The 18,680-nt window shown below is 64.4% G+C and carries 18 protein-coding genes; 12 read left to right on the top strand and 6 right to left on the bottom strand.

Annotation, left to right across the window (positions count from 1 at the left end):
- Window positions 1-47 precede the first annotated feature (47 nt).
- Window positions 48-1,211, top strand: a complete 1,164-nt coding sequence (locus tag LB559_RS15725) for a DUF930 domain-containing protein (RefSeq protein WP_224674448.1) — start codon at window positions 48-50, stop codon at window positions 1,209-1,211.
- On the opposite strand, the gene LB559_RS15720 is transcribed toward LB559_RS15725, so the two are convergent.
- Together LB559_RS15720 and LB559_RS15715 are read right to left on the bottom strand one after the other, a co-directional pair.
- The gene (locus tag LB559_RS15720) at window positions 1,208-1,882 is read right to left on the bottom strand and encodes an HAD family hydrolase (RefSeq protein ID WP_013529325.1); all 675 of its coding nucleotides are present in this window, start codon (window positions 1,880-1,882) and stop codon (window positions 1,208-1,210) included. The genes LB559_RS15725 and LB559_RS15720 overlap by 4 nt on opposite strands.
- Before the next feature lie 94 nt (window positions 1,883-1,976).
- A complete protein-coding gene (locus LB559_RS15715; protein ID WP_224674447.1) occupies window positions 1,977-2,618 on the bottom strand; it encodes a hypothetical protein in 642 nt (213 codons plus the stop codon).
- A gap of 196 nt (window positions 2,619-2,814) precedes the next feature.
- Here LB559_RS15715 and LB559_RS15710 point away from each other — a divergent pair, with 196 nt between their 5' ends.
- The 5 genes from LB559_RS15710 to ptsP all read left to right on the top strand — a co-directional run bounded on the left by LB559_RS15710 (window position 2,815) and on the right by ptsP (window position 7,645).
- The gene (locus LB559_RS15710) at window positions 2,815-3,252 is read left to right on the top strand and encodes a transcriptional regulator GutM (RefSeq protein ID WP_013529327.1); all 438 of its coding nucleotides are present in this window, start codon (window positions 2,815-2,817) and stop codon (window positions 3,250-3,252) included.
- Between the two features lie 88 nt (window positions 3,253-3,340).
- Window positions 3,341-4,102, top strand: coding sequence for a PTS glucitol/sorbitol transporter subunit IIC (locus LB559_RS15705; RefSeq protein WP_224674446.1), 762 nt, complete (start codon window positions 3,341-3,343; stop codon window positions 4,100-4,102).
- A gap of 16 nt (window positions 4,103-4,118) precedes the next feature.
- Complete coding sequence (locus LB559_RS15700; RefSeq protein ID WP_024503717.1) at window positions 4,119-5,120, top strand: PTS glucitol/sorbitol transporter subunit IIB; 1,002 nt, start codon at window positions 4,119-4,121, stop codon at window positions 5,118-5,120.
- A gap of 108 nt (window positions 5,121-5,228) precedes the next feature.
- A complete protein-coding gene (locus LB559_RS15695) occupies window positions 5,229-5,609 on the top strand; it encodes a PTS glucitol/sorbitol transporter subunit IIA (protein WP_224674445.1) in 381 nt (126 codons plus the stop codon).
- 56 nt (window positions 5,610-5,665) lie between these two features.
- A complete protein-coding gene (gene ptsP / locus LB559_RS15690) occupies window positions 5,666-7,645 on the top strand; it encodes a phosphoenolpyruvate--protein phosphotransferase (protein WP_224674444.1) in 1,980 nt (659 codons plus the stop codon).
- Between the two features lie 14 nt (window positions 7,646-7,659).
- On the opposite strand, the gene LB559_RS15685 is transcribed toward ptsP, so the two are convergent.
- On the bottom strand, window positions 7,660-8,457 hold the full coding sequence (locus LB559_RS15685; RefSeq protein WP_224674443.1) for a hypothetical protein: 798 nt from the start codon (window positions 8,455-8,457) through the stop codon (window positions 7,660-7,662).
- 155 nt (window positions 8,458-8,612) lie between these two features.
- Here LB559_RS15685 and LB559_RS15680 point away from each other — a divergent pair, with 155 nt between their 5' ends.
- Entirely contained in the window at window positions 8,613-9,623 is a 1,011-nt protein-coding gene (locus tag LB559_RS15680) for a sugar-binding transcriptional regulator (protein ID WP_024503720.1), read from the top strand.
- On the opposite strand, the gene LB559_RS15675 is transcribed toward LB559_RS15680, so the two are convergent.
- Genes LB559_RS15675 through LB559_RS15665 form a run of 3 tightly spaced genes read right to left on the bottom strand, consistent with a single transcriptional unit; the run spans window position 9,610 to window position 12,783 of the window.
- Window positions 9,610-10,461 carry a TIGR01459 family HAD-type hydrolase gene (locus LB559_RS15675; protein ID WP_224674442.1) on the bottom strand — a complete coding sequence of 284 codons (852 nt, stop codon included), beginning with the start codon at window positions 10,459-10,461 and terminating at the stop codon, window positions 9,610-9,612. The two genes, LB559_RS15680 and LB559_RS15675, sit on opposite strands and share 14 nt — an antisense overlap.
- Window positions 10,458-11,732 carry an FGGY-family carbohydrate kinase gene (locus LB559_RS15670; RefSeq protein WP_224674566.1) on the bottom strand — a complete coding sequence of 425 codons (1,275 nt, stop codon included), beginning with the start codon at window positions 11,730-11,732 and terminating at the stop codon, window positions 10,458-10,460. Before LB559_RS15670 ends, LB559_RS15675 begins: the two co-directional genes overlap by 4 nt.
- Window positions 11,733-11,739: 7 nt before the next feature.
- On the bottom strand, window positions 11,740-12,783 hold the full coding sequence (locus LB559_RS15665; protein ID WP_224674441.1) for a class II aldolase/adducin family protein: 1,044 nt from the start codon (window positions 12,781-12,783) through the stop codon (window positions 11,740-11,742).
- A gap of 192 nt (window positions 12,784-12,975) precedes the next feature.
- Here LB559_RS15665 and LB559_RS15660 point away from each other — a divergent pair, with 192 nt between their 5' ends.
- The 5 genes from LB559_RS15660 to LB559_RS15640 all read left to right on the top strand — a co-directional run bounded on the left by LB559_RS15660 (window position 12,976) and on the right by LB559_RS15640 (window position 18,679).
- Window positions 12,976-13,752: a DeoR/GlpR family DNA-binding transcription regulator gene (locus LB559_RS15660; protein WP_013529337.1), complete on the top strand. Its 777-nt coding sequence runs from the start codon at window positions 12,976-12,978 to the stop codon at window positions 13,750-13,752.
- Window positions 13,749-15,128, top strand: a complete 1,380-nt coding sequence (locus LB559_RS15655; RefSeq protein WP_224674440.1) for an FGGY-family carbohydrate kinase — start codon at window positions 13,749-13,751, stop codon at window positions 15,126-15,128. Before LB559_RS15660 ends, LB559_RS15655 begins: the two co-directional genes overlap by 4 nt.
- Window positions 15,125-16,669, top strand: a complete 1,545-nt coding sequence (locus LB559_RS15650; RefSeq protein ID WP_024503725.1) for a sugar ABC transporter ATP-binding protein — start codon at window positions 15,125-15,127, stop codon at window positions 16,667-16,669. The genes LB559_RS15655 and LB559_RS15650 overlap by 4 nt, the downstream gene beginning before the upstream one ends.
- Window positions 16,666-17,664, top strand: a complete 999-nt coding sequence (locus LB559_RS15645) for an ABC transporter permease subunit (protein ID WP_027162931.1) — start codon at window positions 16,666-16,668, stop codon at window positions 17,662-17,664. The genes LB559_RS15650 and LB559_RS15645 overlap by 4 nt, the downstream gene beginning before the upstream one ends.
- 76 nt (window positions 17,665-17,740) lie before the next feature.
- On the top strand, window positions 17,741-18,679 hold the full coding sequence (locus LB559_RS15640; protein ID WP_013529341.1) for an ABC transporter substrate-binding protein: 939 nt from the start codon (window positions 17,741-17,743) through the stop codon (window positions 18,677-18,679).
- The last annotated feature ends 1 nt before the right edge of the window (window position 18,680 follow it).

The raw sequence follows: 18,680 nt of genomic DNA, 5'->3' as shown, positions 1-18,680 counted from the left end.
ACTACCTATGCTTGAAGCCGCCGCTATTTCATTCCACATCGGTGCGGATGAAGGGCGAAACAGGAGAACGGCGGCGGCATTTGCTGTGGGCTTTGCCCGCATCGCTGATCCTGCATGCGCTCATCGCGGCGTTTCTGATCTATGGCCTGCCGAGACCCGAGCAGCAGCCGGTTCAGCAGGAACAGCCCGTCAATGTCGCGATCGTGCCGCCGCCCGAGAAGCCCAAGCCGAAACCTGCTCCAAAGCCGCCGGAACCGACACCTGAAAAGAAGGCTGAAAAGCCGCCTGAACAAAAGCCGCCGCCGCCGAAACCGCCAGACGACCAGGTTCTGAAGCGCGTTTTCCAGTACGGCCAGAAAGATACCGGGCCGGAGAAATCGCTCGACGGAAGCAGCGCTAAACCCAACACGCCGTCGCCGGCCAAGGATGAGGCTGCAAAGCCGCCTGTCGCGCCGACACCCGCGCCGACGGAGCCCGCCCCGGCTGCAACGCCACAGCAGAAGGCAGACCCCAGCAAGCCTGACGAGAAGCCGGCCACCGTTGCGCCGGACGAAAAGCCCGCGCAAGGCGAGGAAAAGCAGGCGACCGAGGAAACCGACAAACAGCAGCCGGACAAACAAGAACTCGCACCGCAACCTGACGAAAAGCAAGCCGTCGTGACGCCAAAGCCATTGACGGCTGAGACCGGTGACAAGCCGGCGCCTCCAGCTTCGACTGCAAAGGCAAAGTCCAAACCTGCCAAGACAATGACGTTCAAATCCGCAAGAGCTTTCAAAGCGCCGATCGGGAATGCTGGAAGGTCAAATCCCACCAACAACGACGTTGCAGGATCACCAATCTATTCCGGCCTTCCGGGCGTCAGAAAGCTTTACTCGCAAGGGGCAACCGGCAATGCGTTCGCTACAAGCTCCATGGAGAATGTGCCGCGCGGTCAGCGGGTGGCCACCCTTTGCGGCAATGTTCTGAGCCGGGAACTGCAAAGTGCCGACTATACGGTCAAATGGGTGCCAACCATTACGCTGGACAAAGGCAATGTTCTCAATCCTCCGCAGGCCGCTTTCAGCACCAGAAACGCTTGGTACAACCTAAATTTCCGATGCGAAGTCGACGCCGATGCGACGAGGGTCCTGTCCTTCAACTTCCGTGTGGGCTCACTCGTGCCGCCTGGCGAATGGGCCAGCCGTGGATTCACAAAGTATCGTCTAAACTAGGCCGGCACACCAAACCTAGCCAATTGCCGGCTAACTTCTTGCCAGTCAGCGCAGACGAAATCGGCACCGGCAGCCGTCAGCCGCGCGGCGTGCTCGGCATAGGTATGGCCGCCGCCGGTGTAGCCGATCGCCGTCATGCCGGCGGCGATCGCGCCCTGGATGCCGAAGGGCGAGTCCTCGATGACGATGCAGTCAACGGGATTGGCGCCGATCTTGTCCGCCGCGAAGAGGAAGATGTCCGGCGCGGGTTTGCCGTTCTTGACCATCGAGGAACTGTAGATCGCATCGCCGAAGAAACGCGCCAGCCCGGTCACCGCAAGGCTGTGGTTTATGCGCTCGACGGAGGAGGACGAGGCGACACAGCGATCGCCCGCGAGCGCCTCCAGAAACGCAGTGATTCCCGGTGTCGGCTTCAATTCCTGCGAGAACAGCACCTTGGTCTCGGCCCAGATGTCGCCGTCCGCCGCCGCCGGAAACTGGTGGCCGGTCAAATCTTTGATCCTGGCGATGATATCGGACTGCTTCATGCCGATGCATTGAGCGATGATGCTGGTGTTGACGCCGGGCATGCCGTGCTTTTCGTAGACGCGCTCATAGGCGCGGGCGGCCAGAGGCTCGCTGTCGACAAGAACGCCGTCGCAATCGAAAATAATAGGCCTTGGTCGCGCCACGCGTTTCCCTCTCGAGTCAATTTTCGCACATCGCTATCGGCAAAAAGTCAAATGTTCAATAGCACGTGCGGTTTTGGGGGCGCGAAGAGCGGGCTCAAAGCTGGCGCAACGCATCGCTCGCACGGGAAGACCCGAGCGCCCGTTGCATGGCTTGCCGGGACTGCGCGCGATCCGGGGTGATCCAGTTCGGTTCGGCGCCGAGAAAGCGGTCGAGGAAAGCCACCGCATAGGCCGGCATCTCGGTCACATTCTCGCGATAGGACCACCAGGTGCGCAAATCGTCGGCGCATTTGTCGATGCCGGGTGCCGTGCCGAATTCCTGTTCGTGGATTGCCGAAATCACCGAGACGCAGTAGTTGGTGTAGAGGAAACCCTCCGGCCAGAAGCGGACGATTTCCAGCGTGCCGGCGTTCGTTTCCGTCTCGATCAGCTGCGTGAGGCCGGAGATTTCCCTGGCCGGCGCCTGTTTTATCAGCTCACGCAGCACGAGGCCGGCGGCAAAGACGATGAAGTCGGCGCGGTCGATCGCGGCGAAGCGCTTCTGCTCCTCCATGATCTCGACCCAGTCGAGAAAGGCCCTGGTGAGCTTGGCCTCGTCGATCTCGAAGCGCACGCCGAACGTGTCCGAGACCACCTTGGCGCTGCCGCGAAAGGTGGCGCGGAACCAGCGCAACTGCCGCAGCCGATGGCGAAGATCGGGCATCAAGGCCAGTTCGTCCCTGAAGGGCAGGTCCATGTTTCCTCGTATCCTGTTTCCCGGTCAGCCTAGCACAAGGGCGCCGCCGCCGAAATCTGTCAGCGGCCCTGTGGATGACCGCTTCAGAGGCCAATATCATACATATTGACATTCTCGGAAACAAATGTTCTCACTTTGCTGTTGTCACGCGCCGGTCCAAGGTGCGATTCAACTGAGGCTTCGGGAGGAGAACCGAATGGCGATTTGGCAGTGGGGACTGCTTCTGCTGGTTATCGTGTGGGCGCTGCAGTCGCTCGGCGTCTGGCTGCAGATGCGGCATTATTCGGATGTCTTCAGGGGCGTCACCGACCAGTACAAGGACGGCTTCGTCGGAGCCGGCAATTTTCGCGGCCGCTTGGCCAAGGGCACCATCGCGCTCGTCGTGGTGACGCCCGATCTGGTCGTGCGCCGCCTGATGGTGATGAGCGGCCGTTCCGTCTTCACCAAGTTCAAGAGACATGAAGAATTCGAGGGTGTTCCCCTCGATCGACTCCGGTCCAACCCTGCAATCATGGGGGAGGGGGAACCCGGTGTGGCCGAGGCCGTGAAACGGGCGATCGAGCAGATCGACAAGACACGGTCGGAGCCGGGGAAGAAGCCGGGCCTGTCCGGTTTGAACGTAGCAAGGGCTTAGAGCCGGATGATTCCGGGCTCTAAATCAAAGGGATAGAGGACGCCGCACACCGACTGGGATCAACCGGCGGGTGGCATAAGGAGGAGAAATGTCTGTATTTTCGTTGTTGGCGCAGCATGCCGACATGGCCGTGCACAATCTGCATGTCGCAGGTGCCATGGTTTCGGATGCCGCATTGCATGGCAAGCTCGCTGTCGAGCATGCCTCCGACCATCTCGTTGTCCTCGCACAAGCGGACAGCGGACCGATCACCGTCGATCAGTTCAAGGAAAAGCTGAAGGACGTCCAGCAGGAAGAGCAGCTCGGCTGGCTGACTGCCATCGGCAAGTACTTCATCGGCATCTTCCAGAAGGGTGGCGAGGTCTTCGCCGGCTTCGTCACCGGCATCATTCCGACGCTGGTGGTGCTGATGACGGCCTTCTATGCCGTCACCGAACTGGTCGGTGAAGAGCGCGTGCATGGCCTGGCGCGCGGCGCCGGCCGGATCGCGCTGACGCGCTACACGCTTTTGCCGCTGCTGGCGGTGTTCTTCCTCACCAATCCGATGGCCTATACGTTCGGATCGTTCCTGGAAGAAAAGCACAAGCCAGCCTTCTATGACGCGGCCGTGTCCTATGTGCACCCGCCGCTCGGCCTGTTCCCGCACATCAATCCCGGCGAGTATTTCGTCTGGGGCGGCATTCTCGTCGCGCTGCTGGAGCTGGAAAAGAAGGGCGTCGTCGTCGCCGGCTACCACGTCAAGGTGGCGATCTGGTACGCCATCGTCGGCCTCGTCATCATCCTGCTCAAGGGCATGCTGACCGAACGCATCACCGCGATCATGGCACGCCGCCAAGGCGTCGAGCTGTAAGGGCGGGGAGGACATCATGGCCAAGACATATAAAGCCGTAAAGATCTCCCAGGGCAAAACCGGCTGGGGTGGCCCGCTCATCATCGAGCCGACCGAACAGCGCAGCAAGGTGGTTTCCGTGACCGGTGGTGGCATTCACCCGGTGGCGCAGCTGATCGCCGACATGACCGGCGCCGAGGCCGTCGACGGCTTCAGGGCACCGCCGATCGAAAGCGAGATGGCGGTTGTCGTCGTCGATTGCGGCGGCACCGCACGATGCGGCGTCTATCCGCGCAAACGTATCCCGACCGTTAATCTGACGCCGGTCGGTCAATCCGGGCCGCTGGCCCAGTTCATCACCGAGGACATCTACGTTTCGGGCGTGAAGCCGGCCAACATCACAATGGCGGACGGATCCGAAACGATCACGACTGCAGGGGGAGCAGCAGCGATGAGTTCAAGCAACAATGCGACCGCGGCACCACAGCCGCTGCCGAGCGAAGGTGGGCTGATCGGCCTCATCAGCACGATCGGCCGCGTCATGGGACGTATCGTCGGCATCTTCTTCAATGCCGGCCGCCGCACCATCGATCAGGTCATTCGCAACGTGCTGCCGTTCATGGCCTTCGTGACCATGCTCATCGGTCTGATCCTGTATACCGGCATCGGCGATGTGCTGGCGCAGCCCATGGGTCCGCTGGCCAACAACATCGTCGGCCTGCTGATCATCTCGGCGATCTGCGGCCTGCCGTTCCTGTCGCCCATCCTCGGGCCAGGCGCTGTCATCGCGCAGGTCATCGGCGTCGCCATCATCGGCCCGCAGATCGCCAACGGCACGATTTCGCCGGCAATGGCACTGCCGGCGCTGTTTGCCTACAATACCCAGGTGGGCTGCGACTTCGTCCCCGTCGGCCTGGCGCTCGGCGAGGCCAAGCCTAAGACGATCGAAATCGGCGTTCCGGCGGTGCTCATCAGCCGCCAGATCATGGGTCCGGTCTCGGTGCTGATCGCCTGGGTCGTCAGCCTGATCGTGTTCTAAGGCAATTCCGGGAAAAGCGCACAATGCTTTCCCTTGGAAATTGCGTCAAAACAAAGAGATAGAGCGGTTCACCGCTCTAGGGAAAGTTGAGAAAATGAGGTTCGCCATATGACGGTTCTTTTGAGAACACGGGTCACTGCCGTCGGCCCCGAAGTGGCGGACCTTGCCGAAGGGGGCGTGGTCATCCTGTTTGCGGATGGCTCGCCGCCGGAGCTTGCCGAGGTTTCGGTGCTCCACAAGGCGGAGCAGGGACCAAGTGACGGAGCGCCCGCCAAGGGCGCTTCGATCACCCTCGGCCCGGTTGCCGCTGTTATCACAGCGGTCGGCTCCAGCGCGTGGAGCAAGGTGCTGGAAATGGGCCATGTCGTCATTTCGTTCAACGGCGCTACCGAAGCCGAGAGACCGGGCGAGATCTGTGCGTCGCAAGTCGATCCGCAAGCGCTCGTGGCCGCCCTGAAGACCGGCGCGATCATCACCATCGCCGCCTGACAGCATTCGCGCCGCGGCCCATGTTGGGAGCGGCGCCCAAAACCAGAGTATTTGCCATGGAACGCTCGACCATCGTCAGAGTGCATGAAGGTTTGCACGCCCGTCCCGCGACGCGGTTCGTGAAGCTCGCCAAGGGCTTCGAATCCGACGTCGAACTGGTCAAGGACGGCAAGGCGGTCAGCGCCAAGAGTTCGGTCAAGCTGATGCTGCTGGCGGTCAAGGAGAACCAGGAAGTCACGGTGCGGGCGAATGGTGCCGATGCCATCGAGGCGCTTGAGGCGCTGATCGGCTATCTCGAGAATCCGCGGGCCGGCCTCGATGATGAAGCGGAAGCGCAGAGCCCGGCCAACGATGCCGGGCAGGAAGCGGCACCCGCGCCGGGATCCATGCCGGCGGCACCTGGCGGGGCAAACCGCTTGCGTGGCGTGGCCGCCAGCGAAGGTTTCGCCATCGGCCCGGCCTTTGCGCATTTCCCACCCGATATCGCCGGACAGGGCCGCATGTTGCGGGCCGAGGAGATAGAAGGCGAGATCGACAGGTTCCGCACGGCCGTCGGCGCGGTCCAGGCCCGCATGGATCATGCGTTGGCGCAGGACAGCCTGTCGGCTGGAGACCGCGGCATCGTCGCCGCGCTGCGCGATATCGCCGCCGACGACAGCCTGGCTGGTGAGGCCGAGGGCCTGATCAAGGGCGGCAACGACGCGGTTTCCGCCGTCATCACCGCCGCCTCCACCATTGCCGCCGAGTTCAGCGCCGTCGACGATCACTATCTCAACGCGCGGGCGGATGACGTTCATGCGGTCGGGCGGCAGATTTGCCTGGTGTTGCTGGGCCAAGACGATGTCAGCCTCGAAAACATCCCTGAAGGCGCTATCCTGATCGCCGACGACATCGGCGCCTGGGATCTGGCACGCGCGCCGCTGAAGCGTATCGGCGGCGTGGTGTGCGGCCATGGCGGCGCCACCTCGCACATCGCCATCATCGCGCGCTCGCACGGCATTCCGGCCGTGCTCGGCCTCGGCGACCAGGTCAATGCCTTGCGTACCGCGCGAGACGTCGCGCTCGACGGCAATGCCGGCCATGTGATCATCGACCCCGACGAGGCGACCCGTGCCGATTTCGCCGGCCGCGTCGAAGCGGCGGCAAAGGAGCGCGCCGGGCTGACCATCTTCAAGACGGTGACGCCGAAGCTCGCGGACGGCAGGATCATCGAGGTGGCGGCCAACATCGGCTCACTCGAGGAAATCGAAGCGGCGCAAGAGGCTGGTGCCATGGGCATCGGCCTGTTCCGCACCGAGCTTTTGTTCATGCGCCATATGCATCTGCCCTCGGAAGACATGCAGGCCGAGACCTATGCGGCGCTGGCCAAGGCTTTTGCGCCTTATCCGGTCATTGTGCGCACGCTCGACATCGGCGGTGACAAGCCGATTGCCGGCATCGAATTTCCCGACGAGGAGAATCCCTTCCTCGGCTGGCGCGGCATCCGCATGTGTCTCGACCGGCCCGACATCTTCAAGCGCCAACTGCGGGCGCTGCTGCGCGCAGCCGTGCACGGCAACATCAAGGTGATGCTGCCGATGGTGTCCGACATCTCGGAGGTCAGGCAGACGCGCGTGCTGGTTGACGAATGCACGGCCGAGCTGAAAGCCGAAGGCGTGCCGCACGCATCATTCGATCTCGGCGTCATGATCGAAACCCCGGCCGCCGTGCTGATTGCCCCGGCGCTGGCCAAGGAGGTCGCTTTCTTCTCGATCGGTACCAACGATCTGACCCAGTACATCATGGCCGCCGACCGGCTCAATCCGACCGTCGCCAAGCTCAATGACGTCACCAATCCGGCCGTCATGTCGGCGATCGAAATGACGGCAAAAGCCGGCGTCGCCGCCGGTATCATGGTCGGCATGTGCGGTGAGGCGGCCGGCCGTCCGGATCTGATTGCGACTTTCGTGAAGATGGGGCTGACCGAACTCTCGATGAGCCCGGCTTCGATCCAGCGCGCCAAGAAAGCGATCATGGCCATGGCCGCCGAAGGCTAGCCCAGGCCGGCCAACTACGGCAGATGGGCAAGCAAGGTGGCGAAGACCGGTGTCAATTCACTGATCGGGTTTGCCTTGGCGCAAGCCTGAACGATGCGATCGTGGCGAATATCCGCCGCCAGGATCGCGATCTCCAGCATGTCCGGCTCCGGCGCGCTGTCGCTGCCGGTGGTCGCCAGGCCGCAGGCCAAAGCGAGCGGCGCCAGGCAGCTTATGTCGAGCGCCCGGCCGCCCGCCGGCGTTCCCGGCACGGTCTCGGCAAAGCGAACGGGAGGCTGATTGAGGCACTCGACCAGCAGCGCCGAGCAGGTGGCCGCGATTGCCTGCAGTCCGGCACCCGGCGCGGCCAATGCGGCCAGGAGATCGCCATGCCGCTTGCGCATCGTGGCATGGACGGCCGCGAAATCGGCTTCGTGGATGCGGGCATTGTCGATGTTCAGGCCGGCAAGCACCGCCTTGGTCAGATAATACATATCGCGCCGGAACAGGCGCTCGGCGTCCAGTTGGCGATCCTCGTTGCCGACCGGGAAATAGGTGCCGAGGCCCTTCACCGTGGTGCCGTCCACCTTGATCGGGCGCTCATGCGGGACGAAAGCTTCGGCGATCGACAGTGCTTCGTCGACGGCACTCGCGGCATGGCTGAGCAGGCCTTCGATGCCCTTGCCTGGAAACGGCGGCAGATGGCTGGTTGCTTCGCGCAGGATGCTGGCATGGCCGCTGCCGTCATGGCGGCTCTGGCGGATGATTTCGCGGACTTCCCGCAGCCGGTCCTTCAGATTGACGCGGACATCTTCGGAGATTTGTCGGAGCATCGCGGATCGCCTTGAAATTTGCTGCGGATAGCCGACCGGGCAGCCGCCACTCTCTACATTGTTCCTATCGATAGGTAGATCAATAGGCGATACTAGACCAGCATGCAGAATCGGCGGCGGCGCCCTCGTCCGTCGCCGCAGGGGGAGAGACAGACTTGGGCAGACGACGACAGGGCGAAAGCGAAGACGGTCGAGGCGAGGCAACCGAGCTGGTCGCCAGCGAAAGCCGGACGGATCGCCTCAGGATTCGCGCCGCCTGGATGTATTTCGTCGAACAGATGACGCAGAACGAGATCGCCGACGTGCTCGGCGTCGGTCGCGTCACCATCGTGCGCATGCTGGCGGATGCCCGGGCGCGCAACGAAGTGAAGATCACCATCGAGAGCGAATTGTCGGAAATCGTGCGGCTTGAGCGCGCATTGGAGAAGACGTTCGGGCTGCAGCAGGCTCTGGTGGCGCCGCTTTCGGCAGCCGATGCCGATCCCATACCAGCGATCAGCGCCAAAACCGGCAGCTTCCTGTCGGACACGATGAAGTCCGGCATGCGGGTCGGCGTCGGCTGGGGGCAGACGCTGTTCTCGAGCCTGCCTTTCATCAGCGCCAAGTCGCTCACCGACTTCAAGGTGATTTCGCTGCTTGGCGGTGTCGGCGTCGTGCGCCGGGTCAACCCAGCCGAGTTCGCCTGGCGCTTCGCTCAGATATTCCAGGGCGACGGCTATCTGATGCCGACACCAGCCGTGGTCGACAGCGTCGAAACCAAGATCGCCCTGATCGAGCGCTGCGGCCTGCAGGAGATTTTCGAAATGGCCGACGTGCTCGATGCCGTTCTGCTGAGCGTCGGCGGGATCGCCTCGGCCACCACCTTCTCTCGTGGTGGCTTCCTCAAGGAGGCGGATCGGGAGGCCCTGCTTGCGCGTGGCGCCGTGGGCGACCTCCTGTTCCATTTCTTCGACCGCAACGGCGATCTGGTCGACCACCCCGTCAACAGCCACGTGATGTCGGTGGATGTCGACCGTCTGCGCAAGGCACCGATCCGCATCCTCACCTCCGGTGGCGAGGAGAAAACCGAAGCGCTGCTCGGCGCCATGACCCTCATCGCCCCAACCATCCTGATCACCGACGAGGAGAGCGCGCGGCGCATGCTGGAAGCGGTCAGCGGAAGCTGAAGCTGTCCATGATGTAGTCCGGCCAGGCCTGCTGTTCGTCGAAAACAGCGGCGAGATCCGGTGTGTCCGCCAGTATTCCGCTCAGCACCAGCGCGGTGGCGATGCCGGTGCTGTTTCCCCCCGATATGTCGTGTTCGACGCTGTCGCCGACGCAGACCACGGTGCCACGGTCCGGCTCGCCGGCCAGCGCCAGCGCGGCGTCGAAAATCGCCGTGTCGGGCTTGCCGATGCGGGTAACGCTGCCGCCCAGGCTTTCGTAGAGATCGGCCAACCGGCCGGCGCCGAAGCGAGGGCCAACGGCCGTCAGCATGATGATGTCGGGATTGGTGCAGAAACACGGCACCCGCCGCTCCGCCGCCGGCGCGAACAGCCTGCGATAATGGTCAAGGTCAAAGCGGTCACCCTCGCTGGCCGCGATCAGCACCAGCTCGGCCTCATCGCCGGACCCGGTTAGCGCAAATGGCAGGCCTTCGATCGCGGAGCGGTCATTGTCGCGGCTGATCAGCAGGCATTTTGTCCCCGGGCGCAGCTTTCCCGACGCCGCCATCTCCCCAAAGGATCGCCACGCCACCTCGCCGGAAGAGACGAAATGATCCCAGCTTCCCGCTTCGAAGCCGAGTTTTATGAGCCGGCTTTCATTGGGCTGAGCCCGCCTGCCGGAGTTCGAAACCAGCACCACGGTCTTGCCGGCGCGTTTCAGCGCCGATAGCGCTGCCACCGCGCCTGGATAGGGCCGCGTGCCGTCATGCAGCACGCCGAACTGGTCGAGCAGAAACACATTATAGCGCTCCGCCAGCGGCCCGAGGCCGTCGAGACGTTCGATCGTTTTCGCGCTCATAGGAGTCCTGCCCGGCTTGCACCCATCAGCGCCAGCCGCGCCGTGCCGGCGGCGGCCTCGTCGGAAAGCGCGGGCAGGAAATCGACGCCGAGCCTGCGACGCCGGATTGCCGTCCAGGCCGGGTTCGCTGCCCCGCCTCCGACGCTCCTGACCGATATCAGCGTGGGCGCGCCGAGTTCGGCAAGCCTGTCATAGCCGAGCGCTTCGATCGCGGCGATGCCTTCGAACATCGCTTTCAGATAATCGGCGTCGCCCGACGGCCGCGGCGCAAGGCGAGGCGGCAGCGCCGGATCGGCGATCGGAAACCGTTCGCCCGTGGCGGGAAGCGGATAGTAATCGAGGCCGGTGCCCGTCTCCGGGTCGATTGTCGCGCTGAGTTCGATGATACGGGCGAGCGGAAAGTGCTGGGCCAGCACCTTGCCGCCTGAGTTCGAGGCACCGCCCGCCAGCCAGGCGTTGCCGAGCCGGTGGCTGTATATGCCGAAGCGCGGCGCCAAAATCGGCCGGTCGGACAGGATCTTGATGGTCAGCGAGGATCCCAGCGCAGTGACCCCGTCGCCGATCGCGGCGGCACCGGTCGCCAGGAACGAGGCGCAGCCATCCGTGGTGCCGGCGACGACGGCCACATCGCGCGGCAAGCCGAACAGTTCCCCGGCTTCCGCGGTGAGGGCGCCCGTGACCTCGCCCGGCACGATCACGCGCGGCAGCAACTCCATGCGCATTCCGGTCGCCGCGATCCATTCCGGCCAGCGGCGGGCCTCGACATCATAACCTGTCTTCAGGGCATTGTTCTCGTCGCTGACGTCGAAGCGGCCGGAGAAGTTTCCGGCAATCCAGTCGGCCTGATGCAGCACTGCCGCAATGCCCGGTAGATGCTGGAAGCGCAGGGCCTTGGCGAGGCCGGATGTCGCTCCGTGCGCTGCACTTGCAGCCGGCGCGGTGCGGGCGATCGCGGCCAGGATGTCGTCGTCATCGACCTTGTCGTTGTACATCAGCGGTTCGGCCAGCGGCAGCCCGGCGGCGTCGACCGGCAGCAGCGTGCCGGAGGTGCCGTCGACGGCGATGGCGCGGACCGCCGTGCGGTCGATGCCGGAAAGCAGCTCCGTCAGCGCCGCCTTGACCGCTTGCCACCACGCCGTGGGGGCTCGGCCATCGCCGCCAAACCTGTCGAGTGGAACGGCCGAATGCCCGGCTATGGAAAAATCAGGGCGCATGGCGACGGCGCGCGCACCTGATGTGCCAATGTCGATGCCGATGACAAGTGGCATCATGTCCATGCTAGCCGCCACCCGCGTTGAGCTTCTGGCGATATTGCTCGGCGTCCCAGTTGACCAGCTCGTCATTCTCGGAGGCGGTGAGATAGTTCAGCCGCGCGGCGATGTCGACACGCGCCGTCACGTCGGCGAGGCAGCGTTGCATGGCATCGGCGCCGGCACTGGCGTCGCCGCGCATCAGCACGCCTGCGCCGGGAAACAGGATCGCCGCAGGCGACGTGCCCAGTCGTGCAACGACATCGGCCACGGCCTCGCCTGGCTTCGCCACGACGGAGCCCTGGCCGAGGAAGATGACGTGGTCCGGATAGAGGCTGCCGGCCTGCGCCATGCGGCGGCTCTCAGGGTCGAGCGCAACCGCATGCGCTTCGACATCGGCCGGCAATCTGTAGCCGCTGTCGCCGGCAATCGCGGCCAAGGCGTCGAGGTCGGGTGCGGCGGTCGCGCGCGCCGGCCGGGCCAGCAATGACCTGATACGGCGCAGCAGAAGCTCCGCCCCGGCGACGGTTTCGGCAGCGACGACCAGACCGTGATTGCCAAGGATCAGCACGTCGACACCAGGCCGCAGTTTTTCGGCAATGCCGCGTGCAAGCGGCAGGCCGGGCCGGAAATAGGGCACATAGGCCCATTCGATGCCATCGAGCCGCTTGGCGACCTCGGCCTCGCCATCGGCCTGCACGGCAAGCGAGATGGTGTCGACGCAATGGACATGCAGAACGACGCGCTGCGGCATCAAAGCGTGCACCGTGGTCTCGATCGATGGCCGCAGGCCGCGCGGGTTGAGCGCTGCAATGGTGAAACCCTGCGGCTGGTCGGCGGCGCGATCGCGCTGTTCGACGGCTTTCAGCAGCGGCGCCATCGCCACCGGCACCATGATGTCATCGACGAGCGCGTCTTTCAGCCAGGTGCCGGAGGCCTTGATCCACAGCGTGTCGCCGGCTTTCAGCGAGGTGTTGCCGCCTGCCGCCTGGGTGAGATGCGGGCTCCGCCCTATGCTGGCCGAAAGCGCCCGCAAGGCCGCCAGTTCCTGCGCGTCAGCTTGGGTCGCCATGGCGCTTTTCCTCCAACGGCTCGGCCGTGTCCTGCGCGAAATCCCGTTGCCGGGATCGAATTGGCGCTGATATCGCAGAAACGAGTGATCTACGTCAATAGTGATCTACTGTCGTCAAACACGCTTGCAATCCGACTAATGTTGAGTAAGTTACGCCAATTGCCATGGAAAATGGCATCCGGGAGGAAAGAATTGAGCGACTCCGGCCGTCAGCGTCAGATCGTCGAACTGTTGCGGGATCGTCCGTTCGCTTCGGTGCGCGAGTTGCAGGAGCGGCTTGGCGTTTCAGCCGCGACGGTCAGGCGCGATATCGACAGGATCGACGAGGCCGGCGAAGCGCGGAAGGTCTATGGCGGCATCTCGGCGCTCGACGGCGCTTCCCAGGCCGGTGTTGCCTACGCCAGGCCTTACGACGAGAACCGCGACCTTGCGGTCGAGGCCAAGCGGCAGATCGCCGCTCTCGCGGCGACCATGGTGCGCGACGGCGACGCCGTCATCGTGCATGGCGGCTCGACCTGCTTCCATCTGGGCGTCAAGCTGGCCGAGCGCAACATCCGCCTCTACACCAACTCGATGCCGCTGGCGGCCTATCTCAGCGACCACGGCCATTGCAGCCTGACGGTTGCGGGCGGTGATCTGCATCGCGAACCCGGCATCATCCATTCGCTCAGCCAGGCCGTGCCCTTCTATGCCTCCAAATTCTTTCTCGGCGCGCAAGGCCTTGGCCAGGAAGGCGTGATGGAATCGCACCCGCTGCTGGTACGCTCGATCGTCGATCTCAGCCTTTGCGCCGACCAGATCGTGGTGCTGGCCGACAGCCGCAAACTGTCGATCCACGCGCGCAATGTCGCGCTGCCGCTTTCCCGCATCGGCACGCTGGTCACCGACGACGGTCTCTCCGACGCCGATGCGCGCATGCTGGAAGACGCCGGCGTCATGGTGCGGATAGCCTCGGGAGCCATCCAGTGAAGGTGGCTGTCCTCGATTTCGGCAAGACCAATTCGAAGCTGTTCGTCTTCGGCCAGGACGGGCGGATCGTCGACGAGCGCCGGACACAGCCGAAATGGGTGCGCCAAGGCGGCTTCAGCGTGCTCGACGAGGCGGCGCTCCACCATTGGGCGCTCAGCGCCGTTGCCGATGCGGTCGACGGTCATGGTGTGGAAGGGGTCATGGTGTCGGGCCATGGCTGCACCTTTGCCTTGGTCGACGAAGCGGCGCTGACGCATCCGATCCTCGATTACGAGCAAGAGCCGCCGGCCGAGATTGCCGCGCGGATCGATCGCCGCATTCCGGACTTTTCCGAGACCTTTTCGCCGCGGCTGCCGCTCGGCTTCAACTACGGCCGCCACATGCTGTGGCTGCAGGAGGTCGATCCCGACGCGTTCGCTACGTCGAAATCGATCCTCGGCTATCCGCAATACTGGAGCTGGCGCCTTGGCGGGCGGGCGGTCTCGGAAGTGTCCTATCTCGGCTGCCATTCGCATCTGTGGGCGCCGCGGAGCCAGGACTTTTCCTCGCTGGTCGACGCGCAGGGCTGGCGTGGCCGGATGCCTGGCTTCGAGCGCGCCGGCACCGTTATCGGCGAGCACCGCCTCGGCGCTGCGGCGCGACCGATCGCCATCCACAACGGCGTCCATGATTCGAATGCGGCGCTCTATGCCTATCGCCGGCAGGAGCTTGGCCCGGTCACCGTCGTTTCGACCGGCACCTGGGTCGTCGTGCTCAATCCGGATTGCCCGCTCGACGCACTCGACCGGGATCGCGACATGCTGGTCAATGTCGATGTCGGCGGCGGCCCGGTGCCGACCATTCGCTTCATGGGCGGGCGCGAATTCGCAACCATCAGCGGCGGCTGGCAAGGCGAGATCGCCCGTCCGGTGGTGCAGCGGGTGATCGATGCCGGCATCATGGCGCTGCCGAGCTTCGCGCCAGGCGGGCCGATGCCCAGTCAGTCCGGCCGGCTGGTGGGGCGCACGCCCGATGCCGGAGAACGCGCGGCCACCGCGCTGCTCTACGTCGCGCTGATGGTCGATCTGTCGCTCGACCTCATCCATTCGAACAACACGGTGATCGTCGATGGCGGGCTGAACACAGGCGGTGTGTTGGCCGGACTGCTGGCGCAGTTGCGTCCCGGCCAGGCTTTCCTGCAGGGCGCCACGCTGGAGGGCAGCGCCACGGGTGCAGCGGCGCTCGCCTTCGAGAGCGTCGGGCGCGAATTCGCCGCCGAAGTTCCAGAGCCGGTGCACGCGTCGCGTTTCACCGGGTTGGCAGGCTATCGCAGCAACTGGCGTGACGCCACGATGGACCAGGGCGTCGCCGGTGCGGCAGTGGGAGGTGCGCGATGAGTGCGATTGCCCAGGCCGAGACGGCGCGCCAGCCGGTGCTGGAGATGCGGCACATCTCCAAGACGTTCGGCGCGATCCGTGCCTTGCACGATGTCTCGCTCAGCGTCCATGCCGGGGAGCTGCACGCCTTGATGGGCGAGAACGGCGCCGGCAAGTCGACATTGATGAAAGTGCTTTCAGGCGCCTATCGGCCGGATGCCGGCGGCGAGATCCTGATCGACGGCATGCCGGCTGCGACCGGCGATCCGATCAAGGCGCGCGCCAGCGGCGTCGCGGTGATCTATCAGGAGCTGTCGCTGGCGCCCAATCTGACGGTGGCGCAGAACATCTTCCTCGGCAACGAGCCGCGACGCTTCGGCATCGTCGATCGCGACCAATGCACCCGGCGCGCCAGCGAGATCATCAAGCGGCTCGGCGTTTCCTTTTCGGCCCGCGACATGGTCTCCAGCCTGTCGCTCGGCGAGCGCCAGCTGGTCGAGATCGCCCGCGCGCTATCGACCAATGCGCGCATCATCGTCATGGACGAGCCGACCACGTCGCTGACCTCGCGCGAGACCGACCGGCTGTTCGAGGTCATCGCGACGCTGAAATCGCAAGGCATCGCCATCATCTACATCAGCCACCGCATGGAAGAGGTCTACCAGCTTGCCGACCGCGTCAGCGTGCTGCGCGACAGCGGTTATGTCGGCACGCTCGAGCGTGCCGACCTCAGTGCCTCGCGCCTCGTCTCGATGATGGTCGGCCGCGATTTGTCGGCTTTCTACAAGAAGGATCATCGGCCGCCGGATGAAAAGCGCGCGGTGGCGCTCTCGGTGCGCGCCATGTCCGACGGCCGTCTCCTGAAAAACTGTTCGTTCGACCTGCACAAGGGCGAGGTGCTGGCGCTGGCGGGTCTGGTCGGTTCCGGCCGCACAGAGCTTGCGCGGCTGATCTTCGGCGCCGACAGGCACATTTCAGGCACGCTGGAACTCGACGGCAAACCTGTAACCATCGGCTCGCCGCGCGAGGCGCTCGATGCCGGCATCGCCTATCTGACCGAGGACCGCAAGGAACTCGGCCTGTTCCTCGACATGTCGATCTCCGACAATATCAGCATGGGCGTGCTGGCGCGGGATTCGCGCGCCGGCGGCTTGCGCGACTTCGCGGCCGCCGAAAGGCGTGCTTCCAAGGCCGTTGCCGATCTCTCCATCCGCACCAGTTCGGTGCAGGCCAATGCCGGCTCGCTGTCGGGCGGCAACCAGCAGAAGGTGCTGCTCGCCCGCCTGCTCGAGACCGAGCCGAAGGTCGTCATCCTCGACGAGCCGACCCGCGGCGTCGATGTCGGAGCGAAATCGGAAATCTACCGGCTGATCGACAATCTCGCCAAGCAGGGCATCGCCATCCTGATGATCTCCAGCGAACTGCCCGAGGTGATCGGCGTCGCCGATCGCGTGCTGGTGATGCGCGACGGAAAGATATCGGGCGAGGTGACGGCATCGCAAGGCGAACCGCTAAGCCAGGAGGAAATCATGGAACTTGCAACGGGAGCGGCTCAGCAATGACCGACAAGGCGACCGAGATCAGCGCGGGCGGCCAGGCGACCGGCACGAGCCGACGGTTGCGCACGGCTTTCGCTGCCCTTGGCATGCTGCCGGTGCTGATCCTGCTGGCGGCCGGCTTCCAGTTCCTGAACCCGCGCTTCCTGACCGAGACCAACCTGTTGATCGTCACCCAGCAGTCGTCGATCAACATCGTGCTGGCGGCCGGCATGACCTTCGTCATCCTCACCGGCGGTATCGACCTGTCCGTCGGCGCCATCCTCGCCGCATCGGCGATGGTGGCGGTGATCGTATCGCTGGTGCCGGACTGGGGTTTGCTCGGCGTGCCGGCGGCCATTCTGGTCGGCCTCGGCTTCGGCCTCATCAACGGGCTGCTCATCGCCTACATCAAGCTGCCGCCCTTCATCGTCACGCTGGGTTCGCTGACCGCGGTGCGCGGTGTCGCCCGCCTGCTCGGCCAGGACACCACGGTGTTCAATTCGGACCTGCCGTTCGATTTCATCGGCAACGGTTCGCTGTTCGGCATCCCGTGGCTGGTCATCATCGCACTGTCGGTGGTGGTGCTGTCCTGGCTGGTGCTCAAGCGCACCGTGCTCGGCACCTGGATCTACGCCGTCGGCGGCAATGCCGAAGCGGCGCGGCTGACCGGTATCAAGGTGCCGCTGGTGCTGCTCTTCGTCTATGGCGTTTCCGGCCTGCTGGCCGGCCTCGGCGGCGCCATGTCGGCGGCCCGGCTCTACGCCGCCAACGGCTTGCAGCTGGGCCAGTCCTACGAACTCGACGCCATTGCCGCGGTCATTCTCGGCGGCACCAGCTTCGTCGGCGGCGTCGGCTCGATCTGGGGAACGCTGATCGGCGGCCTGATCATCGCGGTGCTCTCCAACGGGCTCATCTTGGCCGGTGTCTCGGACATCTGGCAGTACATCATCAAGGGATTGGTCATCATCGTGGCGGTCGCCCTCGACCGCTACAGGCTCCAGGCAGGAGCAAGAACGTGATTGACCTTAGTCGCCGGCGTCAACGACCGGTTTGTGTAACGCACCGTGAGAGGCGCGGGGCAATCGGAGGAAAGCAATGAAGACCATCGCCAAACTGCTCTGCGGCGTCGCACTCGCGTCGCTCGCCATCGCGCCTGCTTCGGCCAAGGACCTCAACAAGGTCGGTATCTCGGTCGGCCTACTCGGCAATCCCTTCTTCGTCGCCACCATCAAGGGCATCGAGGACGCGGCCAAGAAGATCAACCCGAAAGTCGAGGTGACCTCGGTATCGGCCGACTATGACCTCAACAAGCAGGTCTCGCAGGTCGATTCGTTCATCGCCGCCGGTGTCGACGTGATCATGCTCAATGCCGTCGACGCCAAGGCGATCGCGCCGGCGGTGAAGAAGGCACAGGCCGCGGGTATCGTCGTTGCCGCCTTCGACGTTTCGGCGCCGGGCGCCGACGTCACCGTGATGACCAACAACGTCAAGGCCGGCGAAGAGGCCTGCCAGTACCTGGTCGACCACACCGGCGGCAAGGGCGACTACGTCATCCTCAACGGACCGGCATCGTCGTCGATCCTGGAGCGGGTGAAGGGCTGCAAGAACGTGCTTTCGCAGCATCCCGACATCAAGATCCTCTCCGACGACCAGAATGCCGAAGGCTCGCGCGACGGCGGCCTGAAGGTGTTCCAGTCGCTGCTCACCCGCTTCGACAAGATCGATGCGGTGTTTGCCATCAATGACCCGACGGCGATCGGCGCCCAGCTCGCTGCCAAGCAGCTCAACCGTTCGGAGTTCATCTTCACCGCCGTCGACGGCGCGCCCGATATCGAGAAGGAACTCTCTTCCGGCACCTCGATGATCAAGGCCTCGGCCTCGCAGGATCCCTATGTAATGGCCGGCCAGTCACTGACGATGGCGGCCGAACTGTTGGCCGGCAAGAAGCCGGCGGAGCCGACCGTTCTGCTCGACCCGAAGCTGATCACGGCCGAGAACCTGAAGGACTACAAGGGCTGGACCGCAGCCCGCTAAA

It is taken from the genome of Mesorhizobium sp. BR1-1-3, from assembly GCF_020165455.1.
In the GTDB taxonomy this organism is placed as follows: domain Bacteria; phylum Pseudomonadota; class Alphaproteobacteria; order Rhizobiales; family Rhizobiaceae; genus Mesorhizobium; species Mesorhizobium ciceri.
This window is presented reverse-complemented; position numbering and strand designations above follow the sequence as displayed.